The sequence below is a fragment of the Rhodanobacter koreensis genome (assembly GCF_054782855.1).
In genome coordinates this window covers 530,151-545,683 of record NZ_BAAGRR010000002.1, presented here as the reverse complement: position 1 = coordinate 545,683, position 15,533 = coordinate 530,151, and the positions used below count along the sequence as shown (strand labels likewise).

The window sequence follows — 15,533 nt, the reverse complement described above, 5'->3', positions numbered from 1 at the left end:
ACCGAACCTATGACCAACGACGATATCGACGCTGACGTCACCGACCGCATGCTGCTCCAGCGCATGTCGACGGGCGACCGCGCCGCTCTGAGCGTGCTGTACCGCAGTTACAACGGCAGGTTGTGCCGTTTCCTGTCCCGGTTGACGCGGCGCCCCGATGTCATCGAAGAAGTCATCAACGACTGCTTCTGGATCGCCTGGCAGAAAGCCGGCAATTTCCATGGTGATTCACGCGTTTCCACGTGGCTCATGGGCATAGCCTATCGCTGTGGATTGAAAGCCCTTCGGCAACACGGTGACGAACCTGTCGAAGACGATACTTCACCGGAACAGCGCACCCCTGCCCATGATCTGGATGAAGATCGCGAGCTGCGCGACTGGCTGGGCAAGGGGCTCGACCACCTGTCCGTGGATCAACGGGTCGTGATCGAGCTGGTCTATGGGGTGGGTCACACTCTGGACGATGTTGCCGTGATCATGCAGTGCCCCGTCGGCACGGTGAAGGCGCGTCTGTTCCACGCGCGAGTCAAGCTGCGCAACGTGCTCCCGGCGTTGGCTGGAGACTCGCCCAAGCACAAGGAGAACGCGCCATGACGTTCCCGAAGAATTCCGGCAGGGACTGCGTGCGGGCCTGGGACGCCATGCCCTGGGTACTGCAGAGCAGTGCCACGCAAGAGCAAAGCGAATGGCTGCAAGATCACTTGGCGCACTGCGAATCGTGCCGTACGGAGTTCGCACAACAAAGTCGCTTGCGGCTTGCCATGTCGCTGCCCACGGATATTCCAGTCGACGCCAATGCCGGATTAAAGCGCCTGTTGGCTCGCCTTGATATGCCTGATGTCCAGGAAGCGCCTCTTCGTTCGCGATCGGGAAGCTGGTTCAGCCGGGCGTTGGTCGCCGTGGTGCTGATCCAGGCGCTCAGCATCGGCGCATTGGGCGTGAAGTTGTGGTCGGCCGGCAGCAGCCCTTCGTATCGCACGCTCAGCCAGGAGCCTTTGCCTGCCGCCCCCGGCACGATCCGTGTCGTGCCTGATGCAACCATGACCCTGGCCAACTGGAACGCGTTGCTCCATACCCTCCGATTGCAGGTGGTGGGCGGTCCCAACGATGTGGGTGCCTATACAGTCGCACCCATCGGCTCCGCATCAACGGCTCATGTATTGCAGCAGCTGCGTGCAACACAAGGCATTCGCCTGGCAGAGCCCGTAGCCGTCACTCCATGAAATACGGCGTCCCCATTCTTGTCGCGGTCATGGCGGTTTTGAGCGCGTGCGCGTCCTCGCGTCCGATGATGCCTTCGGACAACCACGCCAACCCTGGCCAGATTTCAGGCCCGAACGTGAGCGCCATGGACAGCCAGCGCGACATTGTGCTTGCTGTAGCGAACCCGCTTGAGCCGCCGGGCATGCATGCAGGTGCCAGTTTGTTGGGGTATGTCCCGTCAAGGCATTACGGCGCCGGTCAGCGTGCGGTTTCCACCCTGGCTGCGTTGAAGCAGGGTTACGGATTGCGTGAGATAACGGGTTGGCCCATCAAGGCCCTCGACTTGTATTGCGCCGTGCTGGAGCCGCCTCCCGGCATGACTCGGGATGCATTGCTCAGGGCACTGGCCAAGGACAAACGGGTACAACTTGCGCAACCACTGCAAAGTTATTCCGTATACGCAGACGGGTCCACGGACGTCCATCACTACAACGATCCCTACGTCAGTCTCCAGCGAGGCTTCGTGGAAACGGATGCCGCCCTCGCACAGGGCCTTAGCCAGGGTAGCGGGGTTCATATCGCGGTCGTCGATACCGGCGTTGACATGACGCACCTGGATCTTCAGGGGCGCATTCGCGATGTGCACAACATGGTTGATGACAATGCGTCGACGTTCAACCGCGACAGCCATGGAACCGAAGTCGCCGGCGTCATCGCTGCAAACGCCAACAATCATCAAGGGATTGTTGGAATGGCACCCGAGTCCATGCTCAGCGTCTACAAGGCATGCTGGTACGCGCCAGCTCCCCATGTCGGCGCACGCTGCAACTCCTTCACCCTGGCCAAGGCTTTGGCGGGGATCATTGATACGGATGCCCGCATCGTCAATTTGAGCTTGGGCGGACCGGCAGATCCGCTGCTCAATATGCTGCTTGCCAAGTTATTGAGCCAAGGCCGTATCGTGATCACAGCTCTGCCGCCGGATGGAGTTGTCAATGGATTCCCCGACAATGCACCTGGAGTCATTGTCGTTCGCACAAGCGGATCATCCGCGGCACCGCCCGGTGTTCTGAGCGCTCCCGGAAATGACATTCTGACCACCCAGCCTGGTGGTGGATATGACTTCACTTCCGGATCGTCGATGGCGGCGGCGCATGTCACCGGCATTGTTGCCCTGCTGCTTTCCTTGGCGCCGAAGCTGGATGCAAACGCAGTCCATGATCTCCTGCTACGAAGCAGCAAAGTCTCCAGCGGGACGCTTCAGGTGAACGCCGCATCCGCGGTAATGGCACTCCGCCATGCACAGCAGGTCGCTCCTTGAGCTGAACGGCTTGCCCCATGTTGATGTTTCGTGGCCCACCGCTTTCGAAGCGATGCGCAGCGAACTTCTGAAGGGAATACGCGTGTCACTAAATCGGAACAACGCATTGAAGCGCATTGATGACGCTATTGGCCCGATGCCCGACGTAGCTGCCCAGACGCAGCCGTATCTGGGTGCCGCGCTGGACTGGGTCGGCATGGATGGTATCGAGATGTCCGTGCGTTTCGACGCTGGCGATGGTGACGTCCGGCGCACCAGCGCCCGAGTCGGCGCCTTCGTCAACCTCGCCTGGCCGGATCGACGCGGCATCCACATGTCGCGCCTGTACCTGCTGATGGACGAGTACCTGAACGCAAGGGCGATCAGTGCCTCGATGCTCGAACACTTGCTGCGCGCCTTTCTGGAGTCTCACAGAGATCTGGCCGACCGCGCACGCATCAGCATCCGCTTCGAGCAGCTCGTGCGTCGCGCTGCACTTCGTAGTGAAAACAGCGGCTGGCGTGCTTATCCCGTCTCGATCGAGGCAAGTCTTGATGCCGACGGTTTCCGTCTGGATCTAGGCACGGAGGTGGTGTATTCCTCGACCTGCCCTGCTTCGGCGGCGTTGTCGCGCCAGCTTATCCAGGAACAGTTCGCCAGGGATTTCGAGGCGACCGAGCCGGTGGATCATGCTGCCGTGCTCGCATGGTTAGGCAGCGAGAAAGGCATTGTCGCCACGCCCCATGCACAGCGCAGTGTCGCGCGATTGCAGGTACGCTTCGTCGATGGTGCGCCGCTGAATCTGATTGCCTTGCTCGATCGCATCGAGTTGTCGCTGGGTACGCCGGTGCAGACCGCCGTGAAGCGTGTCGACGAAAAGGCATTTGCCCTTGCCAATGGCAGCAACCTGATGTTCTGCGAAGACGCCGCACGCCGAATCCAGCGCACGCTCGACGGCGATGACAGCATCGCTGATTTTCACGTTCGCCTTGAACATCAGGAAAGCCTGCATCCGCATGATGCCGTGGCACATGTGAGCAAAAATATTCATGGGCGTTGATTTCGCCGAATTTCCACCAGGAAGTGGCTCGAACCAATGAGGACGTTTCACAGGCATCCGCGCACCCTACGCCGTAGCGCTTTCACGCCCTTAGAATGGCGCAGGAGTACGCTTTTGCCCACGGCAACTGCAGGACTCGACCATGTGCTACTCAGCTCAAGTCTGGGCGGACTACAAGAAGTACGCGAAGGCATTTGGCGCTGACATCGGTGTCCGCCGGTATGTCGAGCTCTTCTGGCAAAAGAAAAAGGATGGGAGCTGGCAGAAGATCCCGAAGGCCATGAAAGCAGCCTTCGCTGATCCGCGCACCGGCGAAGAACGGGAAGTCCAGGCGCTGATCGCCGACACGGACAGGGAACTGGCGCTGGCGTTTGAGTCCGAGCTGTTCCGGCAGAAGACCCGGCTTACCAACGCCGAACGCATCATGGCTTCGGGTAATCCGACGAAGAAAGCCGAAAATGATGTGCGTGTCGCCGGTAACAAGATCGAACAGGCGCAACGCCGGCTCAGTGATTTGCAGCGCACAGACCTGCTCGACCGCGACTCGCTCATGTCCCCTGGCCAATACGCGCCGGTGATGATCCGGAAGGATGGCAGGCGCCTGGTGGTGCCCATGCGTTATCAGTGCCGCCTGCCTTGCTGGACGGAAGCGGTGGAGCGTAAGCATCCGGGTACCTACAACGCGCGCCGCGACAATCTCGAAAAGACCTGGGGCCAGCTGTTCGGATACCACCATGGAGTCATGGTGATGAACGCGTTCTACGAGAACGTCAGCCGGCACAAGATGGAAGGCCGCGAGCTGGCACCGGGTGAGAAAGAAGAAAACGTGGTGCTGGAATTTCGGCCGAAGATCGCACAGGACATGCTTGTTGCCTGCCTCTGGTCACACTGGACCGGCCGTGACAAACCAGACCTCTTGTCTTTCGCGGTAATCACCGATGACCCTCCTCCGGAGATCGCCATTGCCGGTCATGACCGCTGCATCATCCCGATCAAGCCGGAGAACATCGACGCTTGGCTAAACCCGGATCCGGGCAACCTGGCCGCAGCATATGCAATTCTTGATGACCGCGAGCGCCCGTATTACGAATACCGCATGGCGGCCTAGCACGCTCATGGTGCCACGCGAAGGCGAGCATTGCCGACATGTTCCGCGAAGCTGGCGTGCGCATCCCGCCGGCGCTGTACGGTCCCCACCCAGAAGGCATGTGGCTTATCGATGCACAGGGCGACTGCATGTTGCAGATCGTGCGGGCGAAGCGGATGCCATTCGCAGCGAACGACAAATCCAGGGGAACCCCGGACGAGTACCGTGCCGCCTCGATGGACAGCAGTGCCCACTTCGACCACGTCAGTGCCGACGCCAAAGTCATGCACAGCCACATCCTGCATGCCTCGTTCCCGAACTGGGATGGCAAGAGCGGAAACTCGAGTTACACCATCAACGGCGACGAATTGACCTATCGCGTGGCCAAGCCGTCGAGTGGTGCGGCCGAAGGGGCGCATGGTGAGGTGGTGTGGCGGCGGGTTCGGTCGTAGGGGCTAAGCAAGCCAGAGCAGCTCAAGAATGCTGACAGGAATGTGGCTCTGACCCGGATAGTTAAGCTTTTCCTAAGGGACTTCGGCGGGAGGAAATTGCCGATCCCACTCATCACATAATTTTCGAAAAGATCGGCACCGGTTATGGGCTTGCAGCAGATCCATGCGCGCCGAAAAAGCAGGCTGATCAGTTGTTGGGCCGTATGTTCCACTCGTCATTCGATGACCAAGCCAACTTTTTGCATCTCGAGGCAGCTCAGGATCGATACCCAAGTCAACCGCGGCTATCATAAGCCCTCGGTGCGTGTTCAATGATTCCACGGCTCCAATAAACCACGCCTCAAACTCTCGATTCGCTAGCACAACCGAGATCGATCGGTGCGGCAAAACATTCCTAGCACGCGCCAAAATTTGAGGCCCCAGCGCCGCAGGACAATCATCATCTGCATCCAACAGCACCAACACCCATCCATCATCGCCGCACTTGCTACCTGCAAGTTGCAGAAAGCGCGAAAACTGATCTTCGCGATTCAAAAAGCGATCACGACTGACGCGAATAGGGACTTGAACATCAAAAATAGAATTTGGTGACCGCCAAGCTGCAATCCTACGAAGTAATACAGGCACGGCTGCAACTTCACCATGTCCCTCAACTATGCAAGATACATTCGTCAAGCGCTGACCTCTCCAAACAAATCTGACTGAGCTGCAGCCTGCTCCAGAAGATTTTTTGGATCAGGTTGGAGCTGCCCAAGCTTAAGCAGCTCGCCTGCCGAGAAAAGATTGTTTCGGATCGCATCGCGAGATGCCGGGTCGATACAGCCGAGTTTCGTTTCACCAGCCTGCGATACCACGGCGAGAATTTGACTGTCTTTTACCGACTCATCATCCAAGAGGTCAGGACTGTGGCTCGTAACGATTATTTGAGTCTGCAATGCAGCTCGTCCAAGAGCCTCACGAAGCACCGCGCTTGCGCCAGGATGCAGCGCAGTTTCAGGTTCTTCAATGCCAATCAGGCTCGGCGCAAAATCGTTGTTGCCCTGAAATAGTGCAGTCAACACTCCTAAAGCGCGCAGCGTTCCGTCGGACATATTCTGAGCCGTGAAGCGCCAAGGATCTTTAACACCAGGAACTTCCTGACGGAACTCAAGTGTTTCCATGGGGCCCACCTGGAGCCGTTTTACGGCGTGCACAGTCGGCACGACTGTTCGCAAGTACCCTTCTATTGATTCTAATGCTACAGGATTGATCCGTTCTAAGTGACCAATAACAGCAGCAATGTTCTCACCGACCGGCTTAAGTAATCTCCCTTCTTGAGGGTGCTGAAGATCACGCATTAGCTTCGGATTGAGATTGTAGAAACCCATCGCAGTAAGAGCGTCGAAGATCGGTCTGAAAGCACTCAGACCTGATAGCGCGACCAAGGCTAAGCGATCCTTAGTCAGAGCTGGCAAGGTCGATTCGCTACTATCTTTTACATGGCCGCGCTCAATACGGAAAAAAGGCCCTTTTCCCTGCCCTCCAAGACTGCATTCCTCAGTCTGGACTTCAAAACCGCGATTCTTGAGTGCACCTACGTTGAATGCGTAATGACCAATTTGGCCATTCAAAGTGAATTCAAGACGAATTCCGAAGTTAGTCGGGTGGCCAGCAGAACGGCGACGCACTTCAGCCAAACCACCGCGGAGGTTAAGTGCCTGATCAAGTGAACTGGTTAAGGCATCTGTAACCAAATGCAGCGCATCAACGAAATTGCTTTTGCCTGCGCCATTCGAACCGACTAGGTAGGTTAAAGGCCCTAGCGTCACGTCGCATAGGCCGATACTTCGGAAATTTCGCAAGATCACGCGAGTGATAAACGGTGAAGTGCTCATTCAACTCCATCCCCAAGGTGATGACCGAATGGTACCAGCACCGGCACGAAGAGCTGCCTCTCGCATGGAAGAACACAAATACATCATCTACCAACTAAGCGGCCCAGCATCACTTATTCATGCGTCCGGCACGCGTGACGAGCGAGATTGTTCGGCTTATCCATGAGCCTCACCCCACCGCGCTGCGCCCTACGGGGCCAGCCTGCGGCTGTCCAAATTCGTTCCAGACGAATTTGTCGAACCGGGGGTTCTTACCCAGCCGTCACCATCAGAAACACAAAACGCCCCACTAGGGGGCGTTTTGTGTTTCTGGCGGAGAGAGTGGGATTCGAACCCACGGTAGGCTCACACCTACGGCAGTTTTCAAGACTGCTGCCTTAAACCGCTCGGCCATCTCTCCAAACTTGTTCGCGCCCCTTGCGAGGGTCGCAATGCTATCAGGAACCTCGTTGCGGGTCGCTATTCGGGCCTTTCTTGGACAGCGCAATCAGGCAGCCGACCAGGATCGCGATCGGGATCAGTGCGCCAATCAGTGGGAACAGCAGCACCGGTTCGCGGATCACCATTGGCACGATCTGGGTGGCAGTGGCGAAGGCGATGGTCCACAGGCGCCAGCGACGGCTGTGGCGGCCGAACCAGAAACTGGCGAGGACCAGCAGCATGGCGATGACCGAGAGGACGAAGTCGATGGTCGGCAGTTGCCACACGGTGGCGAAGGCCAGCCGGGTGCCGATGAAAGAGATCAGCACCAGCAGCAGGAAGTAGCTGGTGTAGAACTCGACCTTGTCCCACTTGCCGCGAACGGGCGCCGGCGCGTTCATGCGATGCGGTCCAGCCCGGCCATGTACGGGCGCAGTGCTTCGGGCACGCTGATCGAGCCGTCGGCGTTCTGGTAGTTCTCCATCACCGCGATCAGGGTGCGGCCGATGGCGAGGCCGGAGCCGTTCAAGGTGTGCACGAGTTCGGGCTTGCCGGTGTCGGCGTTGCGCACGCGGGCCTGCAGGCGGCGTGCCTGAAAATCCTCACAGTTGGAGCAGCTGGAGATTTCGCGGTAGGTCTGCTGGCTGGGCAGCCACACTTCGAGGTCGTAGGTCTTGGTCGACTGGAAGCCCATGTCGCCGGTGCACAGCAGCAGCTTGCGGTACGGCAGCTCGAGTTTCTGCAGCACTTTTTCGGCGTGGCCGACCATTTCCTCGAGTTGCGCGTAGGAGTCGCTGGCGCGTGCGACCTGCACCATCTCGACTTTCTCGAACTGGTGCTGGCGGATCATGCCGCGGGTGTCGCGGCCGTAGCTGCCGGCCTCGGCACGGAAGCACAGCGAGTGCGCGGTGAAGCGCAGCGGCAGCACGTCGGCTTCCTGGATGCTGTCGCGCACCAGGTTGGTCAGCGAGACTTCGGCGGTGGGAATCAGGTAGCGCTTCGAATCGCCGACCTGGGTGGAGAACAGGTCCTCCTCGAACTTCGGCAACTGGGTGGTGCCGAGCATGCTGTCGGCGTTGACCAGCACCGGCACGTTGCATTCGAGGTAGCCGTGCTCGCCGGTATGCAGGTCGAGCATGAACTGGCCAATCGCGCGATGCAGGTGCGCGAGCTGGCCGCGCAACACGGTGAAGCGCGCGCCGGAGAGCTTGGCGCCGGCATCGCCGTCGAGCCAGCCGTGACGCTCGCCCAGCACGACGTGGTCCTTCACCTCGAACTTGAAGGTGTTTGGCGTGCCCCAGCGGCTGACTTCGAGATTGTCGCCCTCGTCCTTGCCGAGCGGCACCGACTCGTGCGGGATGTTGGGGATCATCAGCGCGATGTCGGAGAGCTTGGCCTGCGCCTCGGCCAGTGCCTGTTCGTTGGCCTTGAGCTTGTCGCCGATGCCGGCGACTTCGGCCATCAGCGCGGCGACGTCCTCACCCTTGGCCTTGGCCTGCCCGATCGCCTTGGAACGCGTGTTGCGCAGGTTCTGCAGCTCCTGCGTCTCCATCGCCAGCTGCTTGCGCGTGCTTTCCAGCGCCTCCATCGCGGAGACGTCGAGCGTGAAGCCGCGGGTTTCCTTGAGACGTGCGGCGGTTTCGGCGAGGCGCGAACGCAGCAGGGCGGGATCCAGCATGATCGGGTCCAGATGAAGGCTTGAACCGTGAATTATCGCTGGCTGGTGGCAAACACCGCAACGGAATCCCGTTTTCCCCGAGGACTTCACCCCTCCCCAGCCCTCCCCTGCTGCACGCAGGGGAGGGAGCGAAGCAGATCAACTCGCCAGCTTGCGCTCGCTGCGGCCGAGCCACCACGCCATGGCGGCGCCGGCGATCAGCCAGCCGATCAGCTGCTCGATCAGCGCGGCCAAGGTGAAATCGAGCGGGAAGCGATACCAGTTCCAGTACGGCACCATCGTGCTCAGCCAGGCGAACACCGCGGCGGCGGCGGCCACGGCAACGCGGCGCCGGAAGCCCAGCCCGGCCAGTCCCATCACGAAGGCCAGCGCCAGCGCTCCCAGGGTGTCCGACGCCCACTGGCGGGGAATCTGCTGCTTCATCTGCAGCATGTCCTCGCCCTGCGGGAGGTAGACCACCCAGGCGTACGGCGAGCGGATGGCTTTCAACGAATAGGCGCGGACCTTGTAGGGATCGTTCATCTGCTTCGGATCGAACGACGGCAGCATGTACACACCGGCCCGTTCGCCCAGGCCCTCGTGCAGGGTGGTCAGCACGGCGTTTTCATCAACGGGTTGATGGATGCCGACGTTACCCAGTCCCAGCGCCATGTGCGCCGCCACGCCCCAGATGAACATCACGATGCCGCCGATCAGACCCGCCACTAATACGCGCATGATTCACCTCTCCCCCGGTGGATGCGGCGAATCTATGCCGGGCAACGTCTACCGGCAAGGGCATGCGCAGCAAGGCAGAATCAGCCTGATCGAGTCGACATGCCGGCCCGGCCACCGAATGACCGCCACCGGTTCGTAATCGCCGCGATGGACGTCGGGCGAAGCTCAGCCGCGGCCTTGCGCATGCGGGCGAAACACGATGTCGAAAACGGGTTTCCATGTCTTGCCGCCGTCGGTCGAGCGCTCCGCTGTCTCACGCACGGCGGTTCCCTGGGGAAACCAGATGACGCGCTGCAGTGATGTCGAGCCGTCCGCTGCCGTTTCCGTGGCGGTCAGGACCATGCGATCGCCTGCGAGCCGGCCATCCAGCAGGAGCAGCTTGCCGTGGTTGGTCACCCATGTCTGATGCCACATGCCACGTGTGACGTCGTAGGCACTGAAGCTTTCGCCATGCATGCCATCGCTCTGCCGGTAGTCCTCCTGCACGGCACAGCCATCGAGGATGATGGTTACCTTGTTGCGTGCGACTACTTTCGACGGGGAGCCGACGTCGTAGGTATCCCAATCGCCCGCGAAGAAATCGAACTGCCGGAACAGCGCCGACCCGCAGGGCGCCGCCGGTTTCGCTGCGCCTTCAATCCCGGTGCCATGGCTGCTCGCCGCCGCAAAGACAGCGGCGCAGGCCAGGCCGGGCAGCAGCATCCTAATGCAGTTCATGGATAGCTCCCCGAAGCGCCCGGGTAATTTGCGCAGATACCACTTTCCACTCGTCGCCCGAGCGCACATAGATATCGATGTAGCGGCTGATGCCGGGCGTACCGGTCTTCATGACCCAGGAGCCCGAGGCCCGCACCAGTGCGACATCACCGTAGAACTGCACGTCGACATGATCCAGTCGGTAATCAGCAAGGTCGGTGCAGCCCTGTGCGGTCAGGCGCAGGAAGGTGTCCCTGTCAAGCAGCGAGCCGTCCGATTCAATGCAGACGAACTCATCCGCAAGATGCACGCGATACCAATCCACGTCTCCCGCCAGCCACGCTGCCACGTACCGTTCGTTCATGCGTCGCAAGTGCTGCTCGCGGGCTTTCATGCCTGCTGTCACGGCGTTCATCGCTGTCGAGGGCATGACCTTCTCCGATAAAGAAAGCGGTTTTTGCGCGGCTCTCTCCACGCCCCGAAGGGCTGCATAGAATAGCCATGCAGCCCTTTCAAAGAAAACAAGTCGAAGTGTGGATGCACCATCGCCGTGTTCGTGAGCCTTCAATGGTGAACCGCACCGGTCACCGGATCGATGCGACCCAAACCCAGCCGTTGCATCAACTCTTGTTTCGCCTTGGACGATAGTGCGGCCTGTACAACCGCATGGTCTGCCGCAGGCGCACCGGAGGCAGCGACGCCATGACTTCCGTAGCCTGCCATCGGAGTCGCCCAGAACGACACCAGATTGCCGGTCGCATCGGCCGCCTGCCCGGTGATCTGCCCGAGATCATTGATGTCCTGTGCGTCCTCGATCACTCCGTCGTAACCCGACACCAGCTTGTTGAGATCGGTCATCACGCCGTTCTGCCAGAGGAAACCATGGCATCCGCTTCCACCGCACGACAGGCCCACGACTTGGCCGCGGTCATTGATGCCAAGCGCCTGGCTGATGTTGTCGCCGGGATAGAGCACACCCAGATCGACCGGCGGTCCACCTGCATGGCTCCGGAAGAAGGCGTGCAGGCTGAACCCATCGCCAGGCAAAGTGTTGGCGAAACCGACGATGTCACCTTGCCGGTTGATCGCCATCGGCGTGTTCCAGGCGTTGCCGCCGATGTTGCCCAGATCGGTCGCATGGCCGTTCTGCCACAGCACCATATGCCTGGCGGTATCGCGCCCGACCGCCTGGTCACAGAGACCGGAGATGCCCACGATCTGGCCGCGATCGTTGATCGCGGTGGCGGCACCATCGCTGTCGCCGGGCAACAGCGGCAGCGTCTGAACGTGGCCCGGGTCCGGTCCCCATATCACCGGCAGGAATTGCAGCACCTGATTGCTGTCGTGGTGAATATTGCAGGTCGGATCGTGCACGGCGTTCTCGGCCCAGCCGACGGTCTGCAGACGGTTATTGGTGCCGGTGGCGAAGCTGTTATTGCCGCCTGGCAGCGGCGACAACGGCCTCATCTTGCCGAATGCCCAGACGAAGCCCAGGCACGTGTTGCCAGCCCCCGTATCCGAACCGAAGAAAAACGCCGAGCAGCTCCAGCTCTCCTGGTTCGGATCCGGTGTAGCGGTCTGCGCGATCCCCGAGATCACGCCGAAGTTGTTTTTTACCGGCCACGCCACATTGCTGTTGGCGCCGCCCAGCGTTTTCAGGTTGACCACCCTCCCATACACCCACGCGGTGGCGAGCGTGTTCAGGTCATCCGTCGTATTGGAATAACCGGAGATCAGCCCGAAATCATTGATGCTGTTGCCCTCGCTATTGTTACCGCCCAGCGAAGGCAGGTTGCTCGCGAAGTATTGCGGCGCCGCATCTGCCGCCATCGAGGTTTGCGCAATGGCGCCACAACCGATCAGCGCCGCGATCAGCACAGCAAGCGATTTGCGATTCATGACGTTTTCCTCTTTCCTGCGGGGAGTCGAGCGTGATCAATCGCGCAGCGCAGTGACAGCTCCACTTTTGCGATGGCAGCTAGTCCGGTCGTGATGCACGAGTGCTAGCATGCGTGCATGCGACGTTGGGAGCTGACGATCACACTGGACCCCGCGCAGGAACTGCCACTGTTCCTGCAGCTTGCCGCCGCGCTCACCGACAGCATCCGCAGCGGCCGGCTCAAGCCCGGCGAAGCGCTGCCCGGTTCGCGTGAGCTGGCCGAATTGCTTGGCGTCAACCGCAACACCGTGGTCGCCGGTTATGGCGAGCTGGCGGCCGAAGGGCTGGTCAGTACGCGCATTGGTGGGGGCACGTTTGTCGCATCGCCGGCGGTGGCTCCACTCACTGCACATGAACCACAGACCGAAGTTCCCACCTATGCATTGACTGCGCCAGTGCACGCGATGCCGCCCGGCAGCGTGCCGCCGCCGGGCACCTTGCTCATCTCCAATGACATGCCTGACCTGCGCCTGTTTCCGGCGGCAGAACTCGCGCGCGCGTTTCGTCGTGCCATTGGGCAGCGCGGCCATTCCCTGCTCACTTATGCCGATCCCTGCGGTCACCCGCGACTGCGCAAGGTGCTGGCTGCGATGCTCGCGCGCACGCGCGGTCTGCCGGTGACACCGGACAACCTCATGGTCACCCACAGCATCGAACAGGGTATCGATCTGGTTGCGCGGATGCTGCTGCAACCGGGTGATGTCGTCGTCGTCGAGGCTTTCGGTTACCCGCCGGCCTGGAGCGTGCTGAAACTGGCTGGTGCGCGACTGCTCCCGTTGCCGCTGGATGAGGATGGACTTGATGTCAATGCACTGGAAGCCTTGCTGGCGCATCAGCAAGTGCGCGCGGTATTCCTAACACCGCATCACCAGTTTCCCACCACGGTCACAATGTCGCAGGCCAGGCGCACACGGCTGGCCACGCTTGCGCTGCGGCACGGCTTCGCAATCATCGAGGATGATTACGATCACGAATTCCATTACGCCGGCAAGCCGGTCCTGCCGATTGCCTCCGGCGTGGGCGGAGCCAACGTTATCTATATCGGCTCGCTATCCAATCTGCTTGCGCCTGGGTTGGGCACAGCTTTCGTGATCGCGCCGCCGCCCGTGTTCGAGCGGCTGGCGAGCCTGCGTGCGGCCAGCGATGCACACGGCAACGTGGCCATGGAATGCGCCATCGCCGAACTCTTCGAAGATGGCGAGTTGCTGCGCCATGTGCGCCGGATGCGACGTATCTACGCCGGCCGCCGCGATGCGCTGGCCACATCGCTCGCGCGCCATCTCGGCAGCGCCCTCACGTTTCGCATTCCTGCGGGCGGCATGAGTTTGTGGGCGCGTGTCGACGACGCGATCGACGTGGGCACCTGGTCCCGCGCCGGCGAACGTGAGGGCGTGCGGTTCTTTGGCGCCGGTCGCTACGAGTTCTTCCAGCGCGAACAGCCTTTCGTGCATCTCGGTTTCAGCTATCACGATGAAACCGAGCTGGACGAAGCCGTGCGGCGCATGGCACGCGCACTCGCACAAAGCCAGCGGCATGCTGTCAGCATGCCGCGTAACGCGGCGGCCCGGACTTCAGGGGTTGCATCGCCCGGATAGTGTTTATCTTGCCAGCAGGCAGGAGCGCGGTTACTTGCCGCGCGCCTGCTGACGCGCGGCGCGCAGAGCCAGCAGCTTCTCGCGTAGCTGCAGTTCCAGCCCGCGTTCGACCGGTTCGTAGAACACGCTGCCGACGAGTTCGTCGGGCAGGCATTGCTGATCGAGCGCGATGCCGCCTTCGGCGTCGTGGTCATACTGATAACCCTTGCCGTAGCCTAGACCCTTCATCAACTTGGTCGGCGCGTTGCGCAGGTGTATCGGCACTTCCAGCGTGCCGCCTTCGCGCACCGCTTCGCGGGCCTTGTTGCAGGCCATGTAGGCGGCATTGCTCTTGGGCGAGATCGCCAGCCAGATCGCCAGCTGGGCCAGCCCCAATTCGCCTTCGGGACTACCGAGACGCTCGTAGGTATCCCACGCGTCGAGCGCCATGCGCCAGGCACGCGGTTCGGCCAGGCCGACGTCTTCCACCGCCATGCGCGTCATGCGCCGGGCCAGGTACAACGGGTCGACGCCACCATCGAGCATGCGGCACAGCCAGTACACCGCGGCATCGGGATCGGACGAGCGCACGGATTTGTGCAGCGCCGAGATCTGGTCGTAGAACTGTTCGCCCTGCTTGTCGAAGCGGCGGGTGCGGTCGGCCAGCACCTGGGCCAGGGTGACCTCGTCGATGCGCTTGTCTTCGGCGAGCTCGGCGGCGATTTCCAGCAGGGTCAGCGCGCGGCGCACATCACCATCGGCGGCCTGGGCGATCGACTCCAGCGACTCGTCGCCCACCTGCAGCTGCAACTCGCCGAGGCCGCGCTCACTGTCGCTCAAGGCACGCTTGAGCGCAGCCACGATGTCGTCAGTGGAGATCGGCTCCAGCACGTGCACACGGCAGCGCGACAGCAGCGCGGAGTTCAGTTCGAACGACGGATTCTCGGTGGTGGCGCCGATGAAGATGATCACGCCTTTTTCGATATGCGGCAGGAAGGCATCCTGCTGGGTCTTGTTGAAACGGTGCACCTCGTCGACGAACAACACGGTGCGCCGGCCCTGCGCGAAATTCACCTCGGCCTCGGCCAGCGCCTTGCGCACGTCCGGCAGACCGGACAGCACCGCGGAGATCGCGCGGAAATCCGCATCCGCATAACGTGCCACCAGCAGCGCCAAGGTGGTCTTGCCGCAACCGGGCGGCCCCCACAGCACCATCGAATGGATCCTGCCGGCTTCCAGCGCACGGCGCAGCGCCTTGTCCGGGCCGACCAGCCGTTGCTGGCCGACGATCTCGTCCAGGCTGCGCGGACGCATGCGCTCGGCCAGCGGCTTGAGCGCGTCGGGTTCGGCGAACAGGCCGGGGGCGCTGGGTGAAACACGGGATGGCATGCCCGAATGATAAGGCATCCACCTGGTGGCTTGCGGGCTGCGTGGATGCCGGCCAGCTCACCATGTACACACTGGTACGCACGCGCCGATGCCAGGCACCTCCGGAATATGGCCGGCATTACCTGAAATATACATGCGAAATAA

The 15,533-nt window shown here is 61.1% G+C and carries 16 protein-coding genes and 1 tRNA gene; 7 read left to right on the top strand and 10 right to left on the bottom strand.

Going from position 1 to position 15,533, the window contains the following annotated elements; translation table 11 throughout:
• The first annotated feature begins 9 nt into the window (after nucleotides 1-9).
• From ACYVKM_RS08325 to ACYVKM_RS08300, 6 genes are all read left to right on the top strand, one after another.
• Nucleotides 10-594: an RNA polymerase sigma factor gene (locus ACYVKM_RS08325; protein WP_460877132.1), complete on the top strand. Its 585-nt coding sequence runs from the start codon at nucleotides 10-12 to the stop codon at nucleotides 592-594.
• The gene (locus ACYVKM_RS08320; RefSeq protein ID WP_460877131.1) at nucleotides 591-1,223 is read left to right on the top strand and encodes an anti-sigma factor; all 633 of its coding nucleotides are present in this window, start codon (nucleotides 591-593) and stop codon (nucleotides 1,221-1,223) included. Before ACYVKM_RS08325 ends, ACYVKM_RS08320 begins: the two co-directional genes overlap by 4 nt.
• Nucleotides 1,220-2,524, top strand: a complete 1,305-nt coding sequence (locus ACYVKM_RS08315) for a S8 family serine peptidase (protein ID WP_460877130.1) — start codon at nucleotides 1,220-1,222, stop codon at nucleotides 2,522-2,524. The genes ACYVKM_RS08320 and ACYVKM_RS08315 overlap by 4 nt, the downstream gene beginning before the upstream one ends.
• A gap of 136 nt (nucleotides 2,525-2,660) precedes the next feature.
• On the top strand, nucleotides 2,661-3,563 hold the full coding sequence (folE2, locus tag ACYVKM_RS08310) for a GTP cyclohydrolase FolE2 (RefSeq protein ID WP_460877803.1): 903 nt from the start codon (nucleotides 2,661-2,663) through the stop codon (nucleotides 3,561-3,563).
• Between the two features lie 142 nt (nucleotides 3,564-3,705).
• On the top strand, nucleotides 3,706-4,671 hold the full coding sequence (locus ACYVKM_RS08305) for an SOS response-associated peptidase family protein (protein WP_460877129.1): 966 nt from the start codon (nucleotides 3,706-3,708) through the stop codon (nucleotides 4,669-4,671).
• A gap of 38 nt (nucleotides 4,672-4,709) precedes the next feature.
• Nucleotides 4,710-5,102, top strand: coding sequence for a lipocalin-like domain-containing protein (locus ACYVKM_RS08300; RefSeq protein ID WP_460877128.1), 393 nt, complete (start codon nucleotides 4,710-4,712; stop codon nucleotides 5,100-5,102).
• A 72-nt stretch (nucleotides 5,103-5,174) separates the two neighbouring features.
• On the opposite strand, the gene ACYVKM_RS08295 is transcribed toward ACYVKM_RS08300, so the two are convergent.
• The 9 genes from ACYVKM_RS08295 to ACYVKM_RS08255 form a co-directional block, all read right to left on the bottom strand.
• On the bottom strand, nucleotides 5,175-5,777 hold the full coding sequence (locus ACYVKM_RS08295; RefSeq protein ID WP_460877127.1) for a DUF4276 family protein: 603 nt from the start codon (nucleotides 5,775-5,777) through the stop codon (nucleotides 5,175-5,177).
• A complete protein-coding gene (locus ACYVKM_RS08290) occupies nucleotides 5,774-6,976 on the bottom strand; it encodes an AAA family ATPase (RefSeq protein WP_460877126.1) in 1,203 nt (400 codons plus the stop codon). The genes ACYVKM_RS08295 and ACYVKM_RS08290 overlap by 4 nt, the downstream gene beginning before the upstream one ends.
• A 310-nt stretch (nucleotides 6,977-7,286) precedes the next feature.
• Nucleotides 7,287-7,376 (bottom strand) — tRNA-Ser (locus tag ACYVKM_RS08285).
• A 37-nt stretch (nucleotides 7,377-7,413) separates the two neighbouring features.
• Nucleotides 7,414-7,797, bottom strand: coding sequence for an LrgA (locus tag ACYVKM_RS08280; protein WP_460877125.1), 384 nt, complete (start codon nucleotides 7,795-7,797; stop codon nucleotides 7,414-7,416).
• Entirely contained in the window at nucleotides 7,794-9,074 is a 1,281-nt protein-coding gene (gene serS / locus ACYVKM_RS08275) for a serine--tRNA ligase (RefSeq protein WP_460877124.1), read from the bottom strand. Before serS ends, ACYVKM_RS08280 begins: the two co-directional genes overlap by 4 nt.
• Before the next feature lie 138 nt (nucleotides 9,075-9,212).
• A complete protein-coding gene (locus ACYVKM_RS08270) occupies nucleotides 9,213-9,791 on the bottom strand; it encodes a hypothetical protein (protein WP_460877123.1) in 579 nt (192 codons plus the stop codon).
• A gap of 165 nt (nucleotides 9,792-9,956) precedes the next feature.
• Nucleotides 9,957-10,508, bottom strand: coding sequence for a hypothetical protein (locus tag ACYVKM_RS08265; RefSeq protein WP_460877122.1), 552 nt, complete (start codon nucleotides 10,506-10,508; stop codon nucleotides 9,957-9,959).
• Nucleotides 10,495-10,917, bottom strand: a complete 423-nt coding sequence (locus ACYVKM_RS08260; protein WP_460877121.1) for a nuclear transport factor 2 family protein — start codon at nucleotides 10,915-10,917, stop codon at nucleotides 10,495-10,497. Before ACYVKM_RS08260 ends, ACYVKM_RS08265 begins: the two co-directional genes overlap by 14 nt.
• A gap of 134 nt (nucleotides 10,918-11,051) precedes the next feature.
• Nucleotides 11,052-12,386: a hypothetical protein gene (locus tag ACYVKM_RS08255; protein WP_460877120.1), complete on the bottom strand. Its 1,335-nt coding sequence runs from the start codon at nucleotides 12,384-12,386 to the stop codon at nucleotides 11,052-11,054.
• A 117-nt stretch (nucleotides 12,387-12,503) separates the two neighbouring features.
• Here ACYVKM_RS08255 and pdxR point away from each other — a divergent pair, with 117 nt between their 5' ends.
• On the top strand, nucleotides 12,504-14,021 hold the full coding sequence (pdxR, locus tag ACYVKM_RS08250; RefSeq protein WP_460877119.1) for a MocR-like pyridoxine biosynthesis transcription factor PdxR: 1,518 nt from the start codon (nucleotides 12,504-12,506) through the stop codon (nucleotides 14,019-14,021).
• Nucleotides 14,022-14,051: 30 nt separating this feature from the next.
• On the opposite strand, the gene ACYVKM_RS08245 is transcribed toward pdxR, so the two are convergent.
• A complete protein-coding gene (locus ACYVKM_RS08245) occupies nucleotides 14,052-15,389 on the bottom strand; it encodes a replication-associated recombination protein A (RefSeq protein WP_460877118.1) in 1,338 nt (445 codons plus the stop codon).
• Nucleotides 15,390-15,533 lie beyond the last annotated feature (144 nt).